The following is a 19,269-nucleotide window of genomic DNA, read 5'->3' on the forward strand; positions in this document are numbered from 1 at the left end:
CTTGTCATACAGGTTGAGGGCAAATGGTGGCCAATCGTAGCATGATGCCGGAGGAGACCAATCCTGGGTTGGTCAGCGCCGCTATTCAGGCGATCACCCAATACATCCGTGTCGAGGGACTCGGCCCTGGCGACCTCTTGCCCAGCGAAGCCGATATGACCCGCAGGCTCAGCGTCTCGCGGACAGTGGTGCGGGAGGCGTTTCGATCGCTGTCGGCGATGCGCCTGATCGATATGAGCGCCGGTCGGCGCGCCAGCGTCGCCAAGCTCGACATCGGTGCCATGTCGATGGTGATCGAGCACGGCGTCACCACCGAACAGATCAGCGTCCACCAGGTTTATGATGTTCGCCGCACCATCGAAATGCGCACGGTGGCGCTCGCCGCACTCCGGCGAAGCGATGCCGAGGCGGCAGAAATCCAAGAATACGCGCGACTGATGCGCGAGAACTATCATGCGCCCGAGATCGTCATGGAGCACGACATCTCATTCCATGAGGCGATCGCGCGGGCCTCCCACAACCCGGTGTTCTCGTTGATCATCACCGCCTTCAGCGGGGTCACGCGACGCACTTGGGTGATCGGCTGGCGTACACGCGCTTCCGTGGAAGATCAGATCAAGATGATCGAGGGTCACGCAGATATTGCCCGGGCGATCATGGCGGGGAATCCGCAACTTGCCGCCGAACACATGGCCGCGCATTTCGACAAAAGCGTCAAGGCGCTGACCGACGCGGGGATCGCATGAAAATCCGCGCGATCGAGACCATTCGCATCGAAGAGCGGCCCAATCTGCTCTGGGTCGAGGTGCATACCGACGAAGGCATCACCGGCCTTGGCGAAACATTCTTCATGGCGCGCACGGTCGCGGAATACCTGCACGAATATGTTGCGCCACGCGTCATCGGCCGCGATCCCCTGCAGATCGATCTGCTTTCCGCGGATCTGGTTGGCTATCTCGGTTTCCGCTCGAGCGGCGCCGAGGTTCGCGGCAATTCCGCCTTCGACATCGCGCTCTGGGACATTTTCGGCAAGGCGACAAACCAGCCAATAGCGCAGCTTCTTGGAGGCTTTTCACGGCAGTCCATCCGCACCTACAACACCTGCGCCGGCACCGAATACATCAAGGACGGCAAGGGACAGACCACCGTAAATTATGGTCTCGGCACGAAGCAGGGCTACGACGATCTGAACGGGTTTCTCCACCGCGCCGACGAGTTGGCGGCGGAGCTCCTTGAAGACGGCATCACGGCCATGAAGATCTGGCCCTTCGACCATGCCGCCGAGAAAAGCAGGGGGCAGGATATCAGCGCCGCCGACCTCAAAGCCGCATTACAGCCTTTCGAGAAGATCCGCAAAGCTGTCGGCGACAAGATAGACATCATGGTCGAGTTCCATTCGATGTGGCAGCTCCTGCCCGCGATCAAGATCGCCAAAGCGCTCGGACCTTACGGCACATACTGGCACGAGGATCCGATCCGCATGGACAGCCTCGGCGATCTCAAGCGCTATGAGGCCGCGAGTCCGGCGCCGATCTCGGCGTCAGAAACCTTGGGCAGTCGCTGGGCATTCCGGGATCTGCTGGAGACCGGCGCCGCAGGCATCGTGATGCTGGACATTTCCTGGTGCGGTGGACTTTCGGAAGCACGCAAGATCGCCGCGATGGCGGAGGCCTGGCACCTCCCGGTCGCCCCGCACGACTGCACCGGGCCCGTGGTTCTGGCGGCGTCCACACATTTGTCCCTCAACGCGCCCAACGCACTCGTACAGGAGAGTGTGAGGGCATTCTACCGGACCTGGTATCGCGACCTCGTGACCGCGCTGCCGGAAGTCAAGGACGGCATGATCACCGTGCCGCCCGGCCCGGGCCTCGGGCTGGAACTCAATCCCGACCTCGGTCGGGCCTACACCGTCCATCGCCGCGTCTCCGACAAGGCGGACATCTGAAGTACACTCAACGGGAGGAATAGTAATGAAACGACTGACTGCAACGCTTTTGCTGGCCACGACGCTGTTCGCCGGGCCTTCCATCGCCAGCGCCGACGGGCTCAACATCGTCTTTACGCACCATTCGTCGGCCTCAAACACCTTCTGGCAGGCGGTGAAGAAGGGCTATGACGATGCCTGCGCCAAGGTCGAAGCCAAGTGCAACATGATCTTCACCCAGACCGAGGGTTCGGTCGAGCAGCAACTCGCCAACATGCGCGCGGCACTTGCCGCCAAGCCGGATGCGCTGCTGACCTCGATCGTCGACAACAAGGCGTTCGACGACGTCATCAAGGAAGCGCGGGACGCCGGTGTGTTGGTGATTGCCGTCAATGTCGATGACACCGAGGGCGCCAAGGGCAATGCCCGGCAGGCCTTCATAGGGCAAGGTTTCAAGCCGGCGGGCTATTCGCTCGGCAAGGCGATTTCCGAGAGCTTCCCGAAAGAAGGGCCAATCAAGGTTCTGGTCGGCATTTCCGCACCAGGCCAGAACTGGTCGGAAAGTCGCGGCGCAGGTGTGATGCAGTTCCTGGAAGAGTACAAGGCGGCCCATCCCGAGCGACAGGTCTCATGGGAGCGGATCGACAGCGGAACGGACCTTGCGATCACGTCCGATCGTGTCGGCGCCTATCTCAACGCGCATCCCGACACCACCGCCTATTTCGACACCGGCTTCTGGTGCGCGGGCGTTGCGCGGTCCTTGCAGGATCGCGGTGTCGAGCCCGGCAAGGTCCTGCTTGGCGGCTTCGATCTGGTGCCGGAAGTTCTGCAGCAGATGCAGAAGGGTTATGTGCAGGCCCTGGTGGACCAGCAGCCCTACATGCAAGGCTTCATGCCGGTGATGGAAGCCTACCTGAACAAGAAGGTGGGTCTGGCGCCCTCCGACATCGATACGGGCCAGGGCATCGTACGCCCGGACCAGGCCGACGCGATCATGGCGCTTTCCGCGCAAGGTCTGCGCTAGGCCTACACGCGCCATGTGTTCACCCGGCGGTGCCCGCGCCGCCGGGTGGTCCCTCGCCTCAATTCCTGGAGCCTGCCTTGAAACGCCTCTTCAAGACCTATCTGGAAAAGCCTGAACTGGCTGGACTGATCCTGCTGGTGCTTCTGGTGGTGATTTTCGAGATCCGCTCGGACGGCGTGTTCCTCAACCAGGACAACCTTCGTGGCATACTCGGCATTCTGCCGGAGACGGGCCTCGTCGCCATCGGCGTCACGATCCTGATGATCAGCGGGGGAGTTCGACCTGTCGGTTGGATCGGTGTTTGCGCTGATGCCGATGTCCATGGCCGTCCTCATGGTCGAGGGTGTGCCTTTCCCGCTCGCTTTGCTGGCCGGCCTTGGCGTTTGCGCGGTCATCGGCTTCATCAACGGCTATGTGACGATCCGGTTCGAGATCCCGAGCTTCATCACCACGCTCGGCATGCTGTTCATCGCCCGTTCGCTGACGATCGTCGTCTCGGGCGGGTTTCCACCCCTGCTTCCCGCTGATCTGCCGAACTGGCTGTTCACCTCGTTTGTCGGTCCCGGCCACATGTTCCGCATGTCGTTCCTGTGGTTTGCCGGAATTGCCGTGCTGACGTCGCTGATGCTTTCCCGGACCAATTTCGGCAATTGGATAAAGGCCACCGGCGGCTTCCATCCCGCTGCCGCCTCGATGGGCATTCCGACCGCGAGAGTGAAACTCGCATGCTTCATGCTTTGCTCGATGCTGTCCGGTTTCGCCGGCATGTTGCAGGTGCTGAGACTGGGGTCTCCGCTGCCTTCCATCGGCGAGGGCCTGGAACTCCAGGCAGTCGCCTCAGCGGTCATCGGCGGCGCTTCGCTGGCAGGCGGCATCGGTACGGTCGCAGGCGGTATCATCGGCACGATCCTGATCCGCATTATCGACAATGGGCTTGTGCTCTCGCAAGTCGATGCGAACTGGTTCAAATTCGCGATCGGCTTCCTGACCATCTTCGCCGTCGTCGCCAATGCCTGGATGCGCAAGCGCGCCAAGGCGATCAAGATGGAGAATTGAGATATGGACGACGCGATCATCTCCGTCCGCAATCTTCACAAATGGTACTCGGGCGTGCATGCGCTGAAGGGCGTGAGCCTCGACTTCAAGCGGGGCGAGGCGCTCGGGCTGATTGGCGACAATGGCGCCGGCAAGTCGACGCTCATCAACATTCTATCCGGCGTCCAAACAGCCGATGAGGGTGAAATCCTGGTCGACGGCAAGCCGGTGCGGATCACCAGGCCGCGCGATGCGATGAACCTCGGTATCGAGACCATCTACCAATACAATTCCATGGTTCCCACCATGTCGATTGCCAGGAACCTGTTTATCGGGCGGGAACCGACGCGGTTTTCCGTGTTCGGCGTGGGCATCCTCGACCAGAAGAAGATGGGCAGCGAAAGCATCAAGGCGATCGCCAATGTCGATCTGCATCTGCGCTCGCCAGATGCACTGGTCGGCGAACTGTCAGGGGGCCAGCGGCAGGGCGTCGCCATCGCGCGCGCCATGCACTTCAAGTCGAAGGTGATGATTCTCGACGAGCCGACCAACCATCTGTCGGTCAAGGAAACGCACAAGGTGATCGGCTTTGTCCGGGGCTTGAAAGAGCAGGGTGTCACCGGCGTCTTCATCAGCCACAACATGCATCACGTCTTTGACTGCTGTGATCGTGTGGTCGCGATGGCGCGCGGCGAGGTCGTGCTCGATAAGCGCATCGAGGAAACCTCCATCGACGAAGTCCACAACGTACTCTGAGAAGCGGGGAATGGTGATGACGGACCTTTCCGGCAAAGTTGCGCTGCTGACGGGCGGTCTTGGTTCGCTCGGCCGTGCCCAGGCTGCCGCACTTGCGCGCGCCGGCGCACGCGTGCTTTTGCTTGACCGTCCTGAGACTGTCGAAGGACCTCGGATCGCAGCTGAATTGGCGTCGGCAAACAAGGGTGCGATCGTCTATATCGGCTGCGACCTGAACCAGTTGGCCGAAGCCGAAGCGGCGGTCAGGGCGCTCGCCGACGGAGAAGGCGCGATCGACATTTTGATCAACAACGCGGCGCTTATCATCAACCGTCCGTTCGAGGAGTTTTCACTCACCGAATATGAGGACCAGATTCTGCGTGAATTCCTCGGCTGCCTTCGCGCTGGCGCGCGCCTGCGCTCCTGGCATGAAGAAGAAGGGCCAGGGGAGGATCGTCAATTTCTGTTCGGTGACACTGAACGGCCGCTGGGAGGGTTACGTGCCTTATGTAGCCTCGAAGGGCGCCATGCTGGGTCTCACGAAGTCGCTGGCGCGGGAATTGGGACCGCACGGCATTACCGTAAACGCAGTATCGCCGGGCGCTGTCGTTTCCGAGGCGGAGGAGCGCGTTTTCGGGGAACGGCTCCAGGAATACAACGACTGGATTCTGACCAACCAGAGCTTGAAGCGTCGCATCGAGCCGCAGCATGTCGCCGATCTCGTGCTGTTCCTTGTCTCCCCAGCCGCGGACATGATCAGCGGCCAGAACATCAGCGTCGATGGTGGCTGGTAGAGTGGCTTTCCGTCGATGACAAACAGTGACGCGGTCCAGCTTGCCGACGGGCGCGCAAGCCTGGTGGTGAGCCCTCGCCTGGGCGCCGCCATCCTGCGCTATGACGCGCTGCGCCCCGGCCGGATGCCCACGCCTGTTATCAAACCATCGACGGGTCTGATGAAGTTCGGGTCCCAATTGTTGATTCCATGGTCGAACCGTATTTCCGGCGGGGGTTCGAATTCGAAGGGCGCTACCATGCGATCGAACCCAATGTCGAAGGCGAGCCGTTCCCGATCCACGGCGACGGTTTTCAACGACCGTGGCGGCTGACACGACGAACCGGCACTGAAATGGAGCTGGTTCTGGAAAACGGGGCCATCGGGCCCTATCGCTACCACGCAAGTGTCCGCTACGCGCTGGAGGATGGCGCGCTGGCCGCGGCTCTGACCGTCGAGAACCGCGCCGCCACGCGCCTGCCCTACGGGCTCGGCTTCCATCCCTGGTTTCCGCGCAGCCCGCACACCTCGCTCCAGGCATCGGCGACAAGGGTCTGGCTGGAGGACGAACGCCACCTGCCGACGGCGGTTGTGCCGCTTGCCTCCCGCCCGGACTGGGATTTCTCGCAAGCTGCGCCCCTTCCCGACACCTGGGTCAACAACGCGTTCGAAGGCTGGGACGGCCGTGCCTCGATCGCCCAGCCGGATGACGCTATCCATGTCACGGTCGAGGCATCGTCGACGCTGAACGTCTTCGTTCTCTATTCGCCGGCACGAGATGCCGATTTCTTCTGTTTCGAACCGGTTTCACATGTCGTGGACGCCCATCACGGCAGCGGACTGAGCGCGCTGGAACAGGGCAGATCGACAAGCGCGCATTTGCGTCTACGCTGGGATGGACTGTAGCGCCGAATCGAGAGTTGCGAAGCGGCGTTCGTCGGCGCAGGGACATGGCCTGTCCGACTTGAAGAAGAGACCATGGCACTCCACAATGTTGAAACATCCTGCCCTGTGACGAGAGAGTAGTGACGAACATGATCTTTCTGCCTGACGACGATGGTGTCTTTCTCGGCCGCGCCCGATCATCGGCCGCGCCCCATCCCCTGGTGGTCACGGTCCGCGACGGCACGGTTTTCGACATCACGTCGCGTGCGGCACCGACTGTGCGTGACATCTGCGAGATGCGGGATCCTGTTGGCCATGTGGTATCGGCCAAGGGCAGAGCGATCGGACCGCTCGATGACATCGCCGCCAACAGTTTTGAGACCAGGCGCGATCCGGCAAAACCGTATTTGCTCTCCCCAGTCGACCTGCAGGCGGTCAAGGCCTCGGGCGTCACCTTCGTCGTCAGCCTGCTGGAACGGGTGATCGAGGAACAGGCGCGCGGTTCGGCTGAAAAAGCCGACGCCATCCGCGCCGACATTGCCGGACTGATCGGCCACGATCTGTCGAAGCTGAAGCCCGGTTCGCCCGAAGCGATGGAGATCAAGGCCAAGCTCATCGCGCGCGGCGCCTGGTCGCAATATCTGGAAGTCGGCATCGGCCCCGATGCAGAGATCTTCACCAAGTGCCAGCCGATGGCCTCGGTCGGCTTCGGCGCCGATGTCGGCCTGCACCCGGTGTCGACCTGGAACAATCCGGAGCCCGAGATCGCCATGATCGCCGCCTCAAGCGGCAGGATCGTCGGTGCTACAATCGGCAACGACGTCAATCTGCGCGATGTCGAAGGGCGTTCGGCGCTGCTGCTCGGCAAGGCCAAGGACAACAATGCCTCGGCCGCCCTCGGTCCCTTCATCCGCCTGTTCGACGACAAATTCTCGATCGATGACGTCAAGCGGGCCGTCGTGCACCTGAAGGTCGAGGGCGAGGACGGGTTCTCGCTGGAGGGCGCAAGCTCGATGGCCGAGATCAGCCGCTCGCCGGAAGAACTGGTTGCCGCCGCCATGGGACCGCACCACCAGTATCCGGACGGACTGGCGCTCTATCTCGGCACCATGTTCGTGCCGTCCAAGGATCGCGGCGAAAAGGGCAAGGGTTTTACGCACAAGGTCGGCGACATCGTCACCATCTCGTCGGAAAAATTCGGTGCGCTGGTCAACCGGGTGCGGCTGTCGCCCGACTGCCCGCACTGGACCTACGGCGCCAGCCATCTGATGCGGGAGTTGGCGAAGGCCGACCTTATCTAAGCCGGCTTTCGCCCCGGATCGCCATCAACACAATTTTATGCGGAATCCGGGTGACTGCGGACGCAATCCGCTCCAAGATCGTGGTGCGGTCGGGGGGCCGTCCGTATGTCCGATTCGCCGATATTGTTCTTGCGCAATGTTGCCAGACGCTTTGGCGGCACGGTCGTGCTCGAAGACATGAACCTTGTGATCGAGCGCGGCTCGATCCACGCTGTGGTTGGCGAAAGCGGCGCCGGCAAATCGACGCTGATAAAGGTGCTGGCAGGCATCGTCCGGCCAGACAGCGGCACCATCGAGTTTGACGGCAAGAAGGCGACGATCAGCAGCCCCAATGCGGCGCGAAAGCTCGGCATCGGCGTCGTCCTGCAGCAGGCGGGGCTGTTTCCGGAGCGCCCGGTGCTGGCCAATCTGTTCGTCAACCGCGAACCGCTGCACAACGGGCTGATCTCGCGGCGCGAAATGGAGGCGCGCAGCCGTGACCTGCTGCGCCAGCTTGGTCTCGCCGTCAATGTCCACGCCCCGCTCGGCGAGTTCGGGCCGGGTGAGCGGCAACTCATCGCGATTGCCCGCGCGCTGCTGGAAAACCCGAGACTGCTCATCCTTGACGATCCTCATTCGGCGCTCGACCGGCGTCAGACCGAGCGGCTGTTCGCGGTGCTGCGGGGGCTGAAAGCCAAGGGCATGAGCATGCTCTACGCCTCGAACCGGCTGGAGGATGCGCTGGCCATTGCCGACCAGCTGACGGTCATCCGCAACGGCCGCGACGTGCTGTCAAAGGCGCGACAGGAGCTGACGACATCGGAGGAAGCGATGATCGGCCAGTTGCGCCAGTCGCTGTTTCCGCTGCCGCTCAGGGCCATGCCGACGCTTGCGGGCACGCTGCGGCCGCAGCTCGCGGTTTCTGGGCTCGGCGGCGGCAGGTTGTCGGATGTCAGCTTCACGGCGCGCGCGGGCGAGATCGTCGGCCTTGCCGGGCTTGCCGGCTCCGGCGTGTCGGACCTGCTTGCCCTGTTGTTCGGACAGCACAAGGCGCGCGCGGGCAGAGTGCGCTTCCCGGACGGGGACGGGTTGCCGAAGACCCGCACGGAAGCGGCGCGGCGCGGCATCTGCATGATTTCAGGCGAGCGCGGCAACGGGCTGATGCAAGACAAGTCCATCGCTTTCAACCTGGCGAACGTCATCGTCGGTGCACGCGACTGGGGGTCGCTCTGGTATTCACCAGTGATGGCGCTCGGCCGCGCCGCGCGGCAGATCGAGGCGCTGCGCATCAGGACCGCTCCGGAGACGGCGGCGGGCTCGCTGTCGGCCGGCGGCCAGCAGAAGGTGATCATCGCCAAATGGCTGGAAATCGGCCCGCAAGTGGTGCTGCTCGATGAGCCGGCGCGCGGCATCGATATCGGCAGCAAGCAGGAAATCTACGCCTTGATCCGGCAGATGGCGGCCAGCGGCTGCATCGTGCTGCTGCATTCGAGAGAGTTGTCCGAGCTGACCGGGTTGAGCGATCGCATCCTTGCCTTCCACCAGGGCCGACTCGCCGGCGAGATCGCCGGCGCCGACATGGATGGCGGGAGGCTGCTGCAGCTGATCGCGGCGGGCGAGGCAGAGGGCGAAGGCCGCCAGATCAAGCCGGAGAGCGTTGCATGACCAGAACCGATACCGCACCGCCTTTGGCCGGATCGGCGAACCGTAAGCCGAGGCGCCGCATTCGGCTGCCGGCCGAGACCGGTGCCGTTGTCGGGCTCGCCGCCATGCTTGGGCTGCTCGGCTGGCTCCAGCCCTCCTTCGTCGATGCGGCCAATCTGTCGTCACTGCTGGGGCAAGCCGCCCTGCCCGGCCTGTTGGCGATCGGCATGGTGTTCGTGCTCACCATGCGCGAGATCGACCTCTCGGCCGCTGCGGTGTTCCATCTCGCGGCAACCTTCACGGCCCTGCTCGTGGTTGCCGGAATGAACCCCTGGCTTGCCGCCCTGGCGGGTGTCGCGGCCGGCGCCGGGCTCGGGCTGATCAACGGCCTTCTGGTGATCGCGCTGCGCCTGCCGGCTCTGCTGGTGACGCTCGGCACATGGTGGATGATCCAGGGCCTGTCGCTGGTCGTCGGCAAGGGAGAGACAATCGCGCCGCCGGGCGCGGATGGGAATGTCTTGGCCACGCTGTCGGGCAAGGCGTTTGTCATTGTGCCGGTGACAGGCATCGTCTTTGTCGTGCTGGCGGTGGCGATGCATGTCGTGCTTCACCGCACCCGCTTCGGCTACCGGGTCCAGGCCGTGGGCAGCAATCCGCGGGCTGCCGCCTATGCCGGCATTCCAACAGACAAGGTCAGGGTGCTGACGCTGGTGCTGATGGGTGCGATGGCCGGGCTTGCCGGCGTGGTCCATGTCGGCGCCCAGGGCGCCATCGCCCCCGGTGACGGCGGCACTTTCGGGCTGCTGGCGATCGCGGCGGCCATTATTGGCGGCACATCACTTTCGGGTGGCAACGGCAGCGTCATCGGTGCCGCGATCGGCATGCTGGTTCTGCAGACAATACTGAGCGCCATGACCTTGCTTGGCGTGGACGCCATCTGGGCCGCCTTCACCACCGGTGCTCTGGTCGTGCTTGCCCTCGCGGTCGACCGGCTGTTCAGGCTGTGGCGCAACCGGCGCGCCGGACACGGTGAAGACAATCCGCTCGGCTGAGCCTCGACAACAATTATCCGACAGTCGGAAAATCAACTGAACTGATGCGATCTGATGGGAGCGCTGATGGCGCCTCGTCAGACGACAACTACATCTGCAGATAGGAGGCTTGCCATCCGTCGGAAAAGGGAATGCTCTGACGCATCCAACCGGCGCTGGCAAAAGACGCAGAACAAGGGACGGATTCAGAACTGACCATCTAAAAAGGGAGGAAATCAAATGCTGACACGGCTAAGACTCGTTCTATATGGCCTGTTGGTGGCGCTGACGATTGTTCCGGCAGCGGCACAGGCCAAGACGTTCTACTGGATTTCGCATGGCGGTCCGGCCGATCCGGTCTGGACCTACTTCCTGGCCGGCGCCAAGCAATGGGCCAAGGACACCGGCAACACCGTCAACACCTCGTTCCACAATGGCGATGTGGCCTCGCAGCAGGAAGCGGTTCGCGCCGCCCTCTCCGCCAAAGCCGATGGCATCGTCACCACGAGCCCCGATCCGGGCAGCTTGATCGAGATCGTCAAGGAAGCGCGGGCGGCGAAAGTGCCGATCATCAATTTCAACACGCCCGATCCGAAAGCCGACTTCAACGCCTATGTCGGCGGCGACAATGTCACCTTCGGCAAGCACTGGGCACAGTATCTGGTCGACAAGGGCCTGGTGAAGAAGGGCGACTTCGTCTGGATGCCGGTCGAGATTCCCGGCGCCACCTATGGCGTGCAGGAAGAAGAAGGCATCAAGAGCGTCTTCGAACCGCTCGGCATCACCTATGAAATCACCGAAGCGACGCTCGACCAGGCCGAAGCCATCAACCGCATGGTCGACTACCTCACTGCCAACAAGGCCAAGGTCAAGGCGATCATCGGTCTCGGCGATCTCGTCACCGGCTCGATCAAGCGGGTGTTCGACCAGGCCGGCATCAAGGCGGGCGAAATCCCGGTCGTCGGCTGGGGTAATTCGCTCGACACCACCCAGGAAGTGCTGACCGGCTACGTCAATGCCGGCCAGTGGCAGGATCCGCAGGCGACCAGCTATGTCGCGCTTTCGCTGGCCAACATGGCCGCCAGCGGCATTCCTCCGGGCTTCAACGTCATCACCGGCGCGCTCTACGAAAAGGACACCGCGCAGGTCTACGACGACATCCTGTCCGGCAAGTAACATCCCAATCTCAACAGTCGCGACCGCCCTGGCGGTCGCGACTACATCTCCATTTCGCCGAGCCCTTCGCACGCGAATGTGCAAGGCTCAGCCTTCCACTCATGTCGCGGATTGCCTGTGGAAAATCGTTCGCTCATCCAACGCCTGATCGCGCGGCCCGAGTTCGGCCCCTTCGTGCTGCTCGTGGTCGAGATCGCCGTTTTCTGGGGTTTCAATCACGACTTCCTGTCGCCGCAGAACATCTCCAACACGCTGGCCTTCACCGTCGAGCTCGGCCTGATCGCGCTGGCGATGACGCTGTTGATGACGTCGGGCGAATTCGACCTGTCCGTCGGTTCGCTGTTCGGTTTCTCGCCGGTGCTGATGTGGACGCTGTTCAACAGCGGCCTCACTTCGCTGGAGGTCGGCTTTGTCGCCGCGCTGCTGGTCGCCGCCTGCATCGGGCTGGTCAATGGCTGGTTCGTCACGCAGCTCAAGATCCCGTCCTTCCTGGTGACGCTCGGCATGTTGTTGGTGGTGCGCGGCACCGCGCTTTTCGTCACCGACGGTTTTCCGCAGCGCACCTGGAGCGCCGAAGGCAGCTGGCTGGCGGAGGCGCTGGTCGGCGACTTCTTCATCGGGCCATTCCGCATCTACATGTCGCTGTTCTGGTTTATCGCCGCGGCGATCGCGCTCGGCTACGTGCTGACGCAGAGCCGCACCGGCAACTGGATCCAGGCGGCCGGCGGCAACCCCAGTGCGGCACGCGCCCGCGGCGTCAATGTCAGCGGCGTCAAGATAGGCCTGTTCGTGCTGTCGTCGGTCATGGCCTCGCTTGCCGGCGTCATCAGTTCCTTGCGCACGTCCGCCGCCAACCCCAACAGCGGCACGGGCTATGAACTCGAAGTCATCGCCATGGTGGTGATCGGCGGCACCGCACTGACCGGCGGGCGCGGCACGATCATCGGCACCGTGCTCGGCATCCTGATCCTGCGCGTCATGCGCAACGGCATCGTGCTGATCGGCGTGCCCGGCCTTGCCTACAACATCTTCATCGGCGCGATCATCCTTGGCATGATGGCGCTGCATTCATGGCTTGAACGCCGGCATCAGGCGGGGACTTGAACCATGGCCGAGCCGCTGATCCGCATGCAGAACATCCGCAAGTCCTATGGCCGCGTGCAGGCGCTGGAGGATGCCAATTTCCACGTCAATGAAAGGGAGATCGTCGGCCTGCTCGGCGACAATGGCGCCGGCAAGTCGACGCTGATCAAGGTGCTTTCGGGGGCTGTTCCGCTGACCAGCGGCGACATCTTCATCCGCGGCAAGAAGGTGAGCCTGCGCAGCACCAGCGACGCCATCGCCCACGGCATCGAGACGATCTACCAGGACTCTGCCCTGGTCACGCAACTGTCGATCGCCCGCAATCTGTTCCTCGGGCGCGAGCCGATCAAGCCGCCGCGCTTCCTCAACCGGATGGACCAGGATGCCATGAACACGGTCGCTCGCGACCTGCTCAAGCAGGTCGGCATCTCGAAGAACATCCCGCCGACGACGCCGATCGGCTCGCTGTCGGGCGGCGAGCGCCAGGCGGTGGCGATCGCGCGCGCCATGCATTTCGACAGCGACCTGATCATCCTGGACGAGCCGACCAACAATCTCGGCGTCGCCGAGACACAGGGCGTGCTGAGCTTCGTGCGCAACGCCCGCGATTCCGGCCATTCCTGCATTTTCATCGCCCACAACATCCACCATGTCTTCCAGGTGGTCGACCGCATCGTCGTCATGCGCCGAGGCAAGGTGGTCGCCGACGACATCGACCCGAAGAAAACCAGCGTGGCGGAGGTCGAACGGATCATCACCGGCATGTCGGACAAGGAAATCCGCGATGCCATCGCCGATGGCAAGCCATCGCACTGACTGTCGGGTGATGGGCGGCAATCATCCGTCACCTCAAATCGCATCGCTCGTCTGGCGCGGCATTGCATCGGCGCATAGGGTTGCGGCATGAAAGCCACCGTCTCGGATATCGCCCGCAATCGCGGGCCGTGGGTTGCGCCATGAAAGCCACTGTCTCCGATATCGCCCGCAATCGCGGGCCGTGGGTTGCGCCATGAAAGCCACTGTCTCCGATATCGCCCGCAATCGCGGGCCGTGGGTTGCGCCATGAAAGCCACTGTCTCCGATATCGCCCGCAGTTGCGGGCTGTCGACCGCAACGGTCGACAGGGTGCTCAACAACCGCGCGGGTGCGAGCGCGGCCAACCGGCAGCGTGTCATGGAGGCGGCCAAGCAGCTCGGCTACCTGCCGGTCGCCGATCAGGTGACGCTGCCGTCGCGGCCCGCCCATCTCGAATTCCTGCTGCCGATCGGCAGCAACGCCTTCATGCGCGATCTCGCCGGGTATATCGAGGACTACGCCGCGCGCCTGCCGCTCGTCGCCTCGTGCCGGATCCACAACCTTGCCGGAATCTCGCCGAGCGCGCTGCAGAGCGCGGTCGAAAACCTGTCGCTCAGGGCCAATGGTGTCGGTGTCATCGCCGTCGATCATCCGCGCACACGCAACATCCTGCGCGATATCGTCGACGCCGGCATGCGCCTGGTGACGCTGGTGTCCGACGTTCCGGCGGCACCGCGCTCGGCCTATGTCGGCATCGACAACCGGGTGGCGGGACGAACGGCGGCGCTGCTGATGGGACGCTTCCTTGGCGGCCGAACTGGTCATCTGGCGATGGTCGTCGGCTCGCGCTCTTATCGCGGCCACGAGGAACGCGAAATGGGTTTCCGCTCGGTGCTCAACGAGGAGTTCCCCAATTTGACGATCAGCAGCGCCGTCGAGATCAACGACGAGCCCGATGTCAGCTATGCCGAGACCATGAAGACGCTGCACAACGAGCCGGAGCTGCTCGGCATCTATTGCGTCGGAGCCGGACACTCGGGCGTTGCAAGGGCGATCCGGGAAGCCAGGCCGAACCGCAAGCCGGTGTTCATCTGCCACGACTTGACCAAGGACACGCGGGGCCACCTCGTCGACGACCTGCTGGATGTCGTGATCGACCAGAATGCCCGGCTGATCGCGGAACAGTCGGTCATTCGCCTGCTCGGCTCGATTGCCTCCTCGGCGCCCTATCTGACGCGAAAGTTCATCGAGCCGCGCTTGATCTTCAGGGAAAACGTCCCAGTGCAGTAAGGCGGGGTGGCCTGGCAAAGCCTGTTTCCGGATTTGTAGGATAATTGATACGGCAAATCTGCACAGCAGCTATGCACAATTCATTGTTGCCGAATCATTGGGCAATTCGTAGTTTCTGGTTGTCGGCCATCTACTCCTCCCAGATGCGATGCCGACGCTGAATGGGGTGCACCTCCTCCCGCGCCACATTCGAAATCGAGCCCGCTGCCACCTCCTCCCGGCAGCGGGCTTTTTTCGTTCAGCCATCGGAAATTCCAGTGCCGCCTGCGCGCGGGCGAGCGCTAGGCATCACCTCGGTCACAGATCGGTAAGCCGCCAACAGTCGTGGCGGATTTCAACCGGCAGCGGTGCCCCGGAAGGAAACGATCAGCCCTTCGGCCATGCGCACGAACTGCGTGCTCGGACCTTCGGCACCCACGGTCTGCACACTGACACGCGCGCCCTCGAACAACAGCGACAGCGTATCGGCGAGCAGCTCGGCCTGACCAATGCCGGCATCTCGACATAGCGTCACAAGGCGCTGGCGCTGGACTTCCTTGAGCTCCTTGATCACCAGCCTGGCCGGATGGTCGGGCTCGGTCAGCTCAGCGGCGGCATTGGCCATGTCACAGCCACGGCCGTCAGCATTGAGCATGGCAGCCGCCTTGCGAACCCAGGCGTGCAGCTGTGCAAGCTTGTCACCAGGAAATTCGGCCTCGAATGCATCCCACATGGCGCCGGCCTTGGCCGCATTGGCGCGCAGGCATTCGATGATCAGCTCGTCCTTGGATCTCGAAGTGACGATACAGCGTCATCTTGTTCGTGCCGGCAGCTTCGGTGATAGCGTCGACGCCGACGCCCTTGATGCCATGCTTGTGGAACATGTCACGCGCCGTCTCCAGGATTCGATCCCGGGGACGTGAGCGCTCCACGACGCCGTCTGTCATCATGATCTCCTTTCGTTTCCTAAAAACCACGGCCACCTCTTGACTAGGGTGTTACCGGTCTGTAACTATGCAAATGTTACTTACTGGTAACACCTATGTCGCCTTCCGTCAATAACAAGGCCGTGAACTGGTCCTGCCAGATCGGAATGAGCGAAAAACTGCAATTCATGCGGCTCCGGCCGGTGAAGAGATGAAAAACGGTTCGCGAGCATGGGCTGCGAATCGACAGACAAGGAGCCGGCCAATGCCACAGCGCCGCGATCTTACCATAGATGAGGCCGTCCGGGATCCGATGATCCGGCTGGTCATGAAAGCAGATGGGGTCGACCCCCGCGCTTTCGAGAAGATGCTTCGCTCGCTTGCCGATGAGCAGCGTGGCGAGGTGCCGTTGCTGCGGTCACGGGAAGCCTCCCGTGACGGGCACGGCCAGTTGTCCAGGGTTGCCAGCGCCTTCGGGCGGGCAAGAGCAGCCGGGGAGGCTTGCGTCTCGTGGTAAACTTCTTCATCCACCGTCCGATCTTCGCCTCGGCGATCGCCATCATCATGGTGCTCGCCGGGACGATTTGTTATTTCCTGCTTCCCGTCTCGCAGTTTCCCGATATCACACCGCCGCAGGTCGTGGTCAGCGCCCATTATCCGGGCGCCAGCGCGCAAGTGGTGGCCGACACGGTGACGACACCGCTGGAGCAGCAGATCAACGGCGTGCAGGGCATGACCTACATGTCGTCGACGAGCTCCAATGACGGCTCCTCGACCATCACCATCACCTTCGATGTCGGTTATTCGCTGAGCACCGCTGCCGTCGACGTCCAGAACCGCGTCTCGCAGGCGGCCTCGTCGCTGCCGGCGATCGTCAACCAGGGCGGCGTGACGATCAAGAAGCAGAACCCGAATTTCGTCCTCATCGTCAACCTGACCTCACCCGACAGTTCGGTCGATCCGGTGGCGCTGAGCAACCTTGCCTATCTGCAGGTGGTCGATCCGCTGAAGCGCCTGCCCGGCGTCGGCGACGTGCAGATCTTCGGCGAGCGGCGCTATTCGATGCGCGTCTGGCTCGATCCCGACAAGCTCGCCAATCTCGGCATCACCGCGGTCGACGTGCAAAACGCCATCGCCGAGCAGAACGTCCAGGTGGCGGCCGGCAAGATCGGCCAATCGCCGGCACCGGCCGGCACCGCCTTCGAGATGCAGGTCAACGCCGTCGGCCGGTTAAGCGACCCGAAGGAATTCGGCGATATCGTCGTGCGCGCCAACACGGACACCGGCTCGCTGGTCAGGCTGCGCGACGTCGCCCGCATCGAGCTCGGCGCGCTGCAATATTCATCGTCGGCCTTCTTCGGCAAAGACCCGACCGTGGTGCTTGCCGTCTACCAGATGCCCGGCTCCAACGCGCTCGATCTTCAGCAGCGCGTCAAGGACAAGATGCAGGAGCTTTCGGGCCGTTTCCCGAAGGGCGTCGCCTATGCGATGCACTACGACACCACCCGCTTCGTCTCGGCGTCGATGCATGACGTGCTGATCACACTCGGCGAAGCGCTGGTGCTGGTCGTCGCCGTGGTGTTCATCTTCCTGCAGAGCTGGCGCACCACGATCATCCCGACCATTGCCATTCCAGTGTCGCTGGTGGCGACACTGGTGGTCATGGAGATGCTCGGCTTCTCGCTCAACATGCTCTCCCTGCTCGGCATGGTGCTGGCCATCGGCCTCGTCGTCGACGACGCCATCGTCGTGGTCGAGAATGTCGAACGACAGCTAGAGGCCGGACTCAAGCCGCTTGCGGCGACCAAGGCCGCGATGGGCGAGGTCACCGGTCCGATCATCGCCACCACCGCCGTGCTGATGGCGGTGTTCGTGCCGGTCGCTTTCATTCCCGGCGTCTCCGGCAAGCTCTACAATCAGTTCGCGCTGACGGTGGCGATTTCCGTCGGCATCTCCGCCTTCAACTCATTGACGCTGAGTCCCGCGCTCAGCGCCGCCTTCCTGCGGCATCGCGGAGAGACGCAGTTCGCCCCGTTCCGCTGGTTCAACACCGGCTTCGACAAGCTGTCACACGCCTATGCCAATGGCGTGCGCATCCTCATCCGCTTGCGCTGGATCATGCTCGGGCTGTTCGCGGCCGGACTGGTCGCCACCTACTTCGTCTGGCAGCGCCTGCCTTCGACCTTCCTTCCGGTCGAGGACCAGGGCTATTTCTTCGTTGTCATCCAGTTGCCCGACGGCGCGTCGCTGGAACGCACCGACGCGGTGGCGCAGAAGGCGCGCGACATCCTTCAGGCAACGCCCGGCGTCGACATTGTCGGCTCGATCAGCGGCTTGAACTTCCTGACCAGTGCCGCGCAATCGAATTCGGCGGTCGAATTCGCCATCCTGAAGCCATGGGAGGAACGCGGCCCCGACCAGAGTGCCTCGAAGCTCGTCTCCGACGTGCGCGGCAAGCTGATGCAGATTCCGGAAGCCTTTGCGCTGAGCTTCGATCCGCCGTCGATCCCTGGCATCGGCACCACGGGCGGCTTCGAATTCGTCGTCGAGGATCTCACCGGTCGCGGCAGTTCAGCCCTCAACGATGCGACGCAAGCCGTGATCGCCGAGGCGCGCAAGCAGCCGGAGATCAATCCGCAGCAGCTGTTCTCGCCATTCTCGACCTCGACGCCGCAGTTCAACTACGACCTCGACCGCAGCAAGGCAAAACTGCTTGGCCTCAACCTGCCTGACGTCTTCAGCACGCTGCAGATCTATCTCGGCTCGCTCTACGTCAACGACTTCAACCTGTTTGGCCGCACCTTCCGGGTGACCATCCAGGCCGACAAGGATGCACGTGCGGGTGCCGCCGACATTTCGCGGCTCTATGTGCGCAATGCCTCCGGCGGCATGGTGCCGCTCTCGACGCTGGGCAAGCTCGTGCCCTTCGTCGGGCCGGAGACAGTGCCGCACTACAACAACAACGCCTCGGCCTCGATCAATGGCGGCGCCGCACCCGGCTTCTCCTCGGGCCAGGCGGTTGCCGCGATGGAACGAGCCGCTGCCACGGCGCTACCCAGGGATTTCGGTTTCGAATGGACCGGCATCACCTTCCAGGAGCTCAAGGCAGGATCGATCGCGTCCGTCGTCTTCGGCCTCGCCATCGTCTTCGTCTTCCTGATCCTGGCGATGCAGTATGAGAGCTGGGCGATGCCGTTCATGGTGCTGCTGGCGGTGCCACTGGCCTTGTTCGGCGCCTTCGCGGCTTTGTTGCTGCGCGGCATGCAGATCGACGTCTACTCGCAGATCGGCTTCGTCATGCTGATCGGCCTGGCGGCGAAGAACGCGATCCTGATCGTCGAGTTCGCCCGGCGACGGCGCGAAGAAGGCCTCAGTATCGTCGACGCGGCGATGGAAGCGGCACGGCTCAGGCTGCGGCCGATCCTGATGACGGCCTTCGCCTTCATCCTCGGCGTGCTGCCGCTGATGTTTGCAACCGGCGCCGGTGCGGCGAGCCGTCAGTCGATCGGCACCACCGTGTTCGGCGGCATGGTCGCGGCGACCATCCTGTCGCTGGTGTTCGTGCCGGTCTTCTACGCGGTCATCGAACAGCTGCGCGAACGGCGCGGCCATGACGAGCCGGCCTCTCAAGACAATGAACCAACGACTAAGCCCGCCTTCCCGCCTCTGGCGGAAGCGGCTGAATAGGAT

General features: G+C 63.0%; 13 protein-coding genes and 4 pseudogenes. 16 read left to right on the plus strand and 1 reads right to left on the minus strand.

Annotation, left to right across the window (positions count from 1 at the left end; genetic code table 11):
- The first annotated feature begins 41 nt into the window (after positions 1-41).
- From HB777_19680 to HB777_19745, 14 genes and pseudogenes are all read left to right on the plus strand, one after another.
- Positions 42-746, plus strand: coding sequence for a FadR family transcriptional regulator (locus HB777_19680; protein ID QND68832.1), 705 nt, complete (start codon positions 42-44; stop codon positions 744-746).
- Positions 743-1,945 (plus strand): mandelate racemase/muconate lactonizing enzyme family protein, encoded by a 1,203-nt coding sequence (locus HB777_19685; protein QND65908.1) that lies wholly within the window; start codon positions 743-745, stop codon positions 1,943-1,945. Before HB777_19680 ends, HB777_19685 begins: the two co-directional genes overlap by 4 nt.
- A 25-nt stretch (positions 1,946-1,970) precedes the next feature.
- Positions 1,971-2,948 carry a sugar ABC transporter substrate-binding protein gene (locus tag HB777_19690; protein QND65909.1) on the plus strand — a complete coding sequence of 326 codons (978 nt, stop codon included), beginning with the start codon at positions 1,971-1,973 and terminating at the stop codon, positions 2,946-2,948.
- Between the two features lie 77 nt (positions 2,949-3,025).
- Positions 3,026-4,004: pseudogene (locus tag HB777_19695) on the plus strand (ABC transporter permease).
- Between the two features lie 3 nt (positions 4,005-4,007).
- Positions 4,008-4,739 (plus strand): sugar ABC transporter ATP-binding protein, encoded by a 732-nt coding sequence (locus HB777_19700; protein QND65910.1) that lies wholly within the window; start codon positions 4,008-4,010, stop codon positions 4,737-4,739.
- A 16-nt stretch (positions 4,740-4,755) separates the two neighbouring features.
- Positions 4,756-5,512: pseudogene (locus HB777_19705) on the plus strand (SDR family oxidoreductase).
- A gap of 15 nt (positions 5,513-5,527) precedes the next feature.
- Positions 5,528-6,396: pseudogene (locus tag HB777_19710) on the plus strand (aldose 1-epimerase).
- 119 nt (positions 6,397-6,515) lie between these two features.
- A complete protein-coding gene (locus HB777_19715) occupies positions 6,516-7,676 on the plus strand; it encodes a fumarylacetoacetate hydrolase family protein (protein ID QND65911.1) in 1,161 nt (386 codons plus the stop codon).
- A 105-nt stretch (positions 7,677-7,781) separates the two neighbouring features.
- On the plus strand, positions 7,782-9,320 hold the full coding sequence (locus HB777_19720; GenBank protein QND65912.1) for a sugar ABC transporter ATP-binding protein: 1,539 nt from the start codon (positions 7,782-7,784) through the stop codon (positions 9,318-9,320).
- On the plus strand, positions 9,317-10,351 hold the full coding sequence (locus tag HB777_19725; protein QND65913.1) for an ABC transporter permease: 1,035 nt from the start codon (positions 9,317-9,319) through the stop codon (positions 10,349-10,351). The genes HB777_19720 and HB777_19725 overlap by 4 nt, the downstream gene beginning before the upstream one ends.
- Before the next feature lie 219 nt (positions 10,352-10,570).
- Complete coding sequence (locus tag HB777_19730) at positions 10,571-11,506, plus strand: sugar ABC transporter substrate-binding protein (protein QND65914.1); 936 nt, start codon at positions 10,571-10,573, stop codon at positions 11,504-11,506.
- A gap of 117 nt (positions 11,507-11,623) precedes the next feature.
- Positions 11,624-12,610 carry an ABC transporter permease gene (locus tag HB777_19735; protein ID QND65915.1) on the plus strand — a complete coding sequence of 329 codons (987 nt, stop codon included), beginning with the start codon at positions 11,624-11,626 and terminating at the stop codon, positions 12,608-12,610.
- A gap of 3 nt (positions 12,611-12,613) precedes the next feature.
- Positions 12,614-13,405 carry a sugar ABC transporter ATP-binding protein gene (locus tag HB777_19740; GenBank protein QND65916.1) on the plus strand — a complete coding sequence of 264 codons (792 nt, stop codon included), beginning with the start codon at positions 12,614-12,616 and terminating at the stop codon, positions 13,403-13,405.
- A gap of 246 nt (positions 13,406-13,651) precedes the next feature.
- The gene (locus HB777_19745; GenBank protein ID QND65917.1) at positions 13,652-14,674 is read left to right on the plus strand and encodes a LacI family transcriptional regulator; all 1,023 of its coding nucleotides are present in this window, start codon (positions 13,652-13,654) and stop codon (positions 14,672-14,674) included.
- Between the two features lie 334 nt (positions 14,675-15,008).
- On the opposite strand, the pseudogene HB777_19750 reads toward HB777_19745, so the two are convergent.
- Positions 15,009-15,600, minus strand: a pseudogene (locus HB777_19750) (TetR/AcrR family transcriptional regulator).
- A 244-nt stretch (positions 15,601-15,844) separates the two neighbouring features.
- On the opposite strand from HB777_19750, the gene HB777_19755 reads away from it, so the two are divergent.
- On the plus strand, positions 15,845-16,096 hold the full coding sequence (locus tag HB777_19755) for a hypothetical protein (protein QND65918.1): 252 nt from the start codon (positions 15,845-15,847) through the stop codon (positions 16,094-16,096).
- A complete protein-coding gene (locus tag HB777_19760; protein QND65919.1) occupies positions 16,090-19,266 on the plus strand; it encodes a multidrug efflux RND transporter permease subunit in 3,177 nt (1,058 codons plus the stop codon). Before HB777_19755 ends, HB777_19760 begins: the two co-directional genes overlap by 7 nt.
- Positions 19,267-19,269 lie beyond the last annotated feature (3 nt).

It is taken from the genome of Mesorhizobium loti (assembly GCA_014189435.1).
Taxonomy (GTDB): domain Bacteria; phylum Pseudomonadota; class Alphaproteobacteria; order Rhizobiales; family Rhizobiaceae; genus Mesorhizobium; species Mesorhizobium loti_G.

Excerpts from the sequence above, each read along its gene's own strand:
- HB777_19745 (QND65917.1), top strand. The coding sequence starts at position 13,652 with ATGAAAGCCACTGTCTCCGATATCGCCCGCAGTTGCGGGCTGTCGACC.
- HB777_19720 (QND65912.1), top strand. The coding sequence starts at position 7,782 with ATGTCCGATTCGCCGATATTGTTCTTGCGCAATGTTGCCAGACGCTTT.
- HB777_19730 (QND65914.1), top strand. The coding sequence starts at position 10,571 with ATGCTGACACGGCTAAGACTCGTTCTATATGGCCTGTTGGTGGCGCTG.
- HB777_19740 (QND65916.1), top strand. The coding sequence starts at position 12,614 with ATGGCCGAGCCGCTGATCCGCATGCAGAACATCCGCAAGTCCTATGGC.
- HB777_19685 (QND65908.1), top strand. The coding sequence starts at position 743 with ATGAAAATCCGCGCGATCGAGACCATTCGCATCGAAGAGCGGCCCAAT.
- HB777_19700 (QND65910.1), top strand. The coding sequence starts at position 4,008 with ATGGACGACGCGATCATCTCCGTCCGCAATCTTCACAAATGGTACTCG.
- HB777_19690 (QND65909.1), top strand. The coding sequence starts at position 1,971 with ATGAAACGACTGACTGCAACGCTTTTGCTGGCCACGACGCTGTTCGCC.
- HB777_19755 (QND65918.1), top strand. The coding sequence starts at position 15,845 with ATGCCACAGCGCCGCGATCTTACCATAGATGAGGCCGTCCGGGATCCG.
- HB777_19680 (QND68832.1), top strand. The coding sequence starts at position 42 with ATGATGCCGGAGGAGACCAATCCTGGGTTGGTCAGCGCCGCTATTCAG.
- HB777_19725 (QND65913.1), top strand. The coding sequence starts at position 9,317 with ATGACCAGAACCGATACCGCACCGCCTTTGGCCGGATCGGCGAACCGT.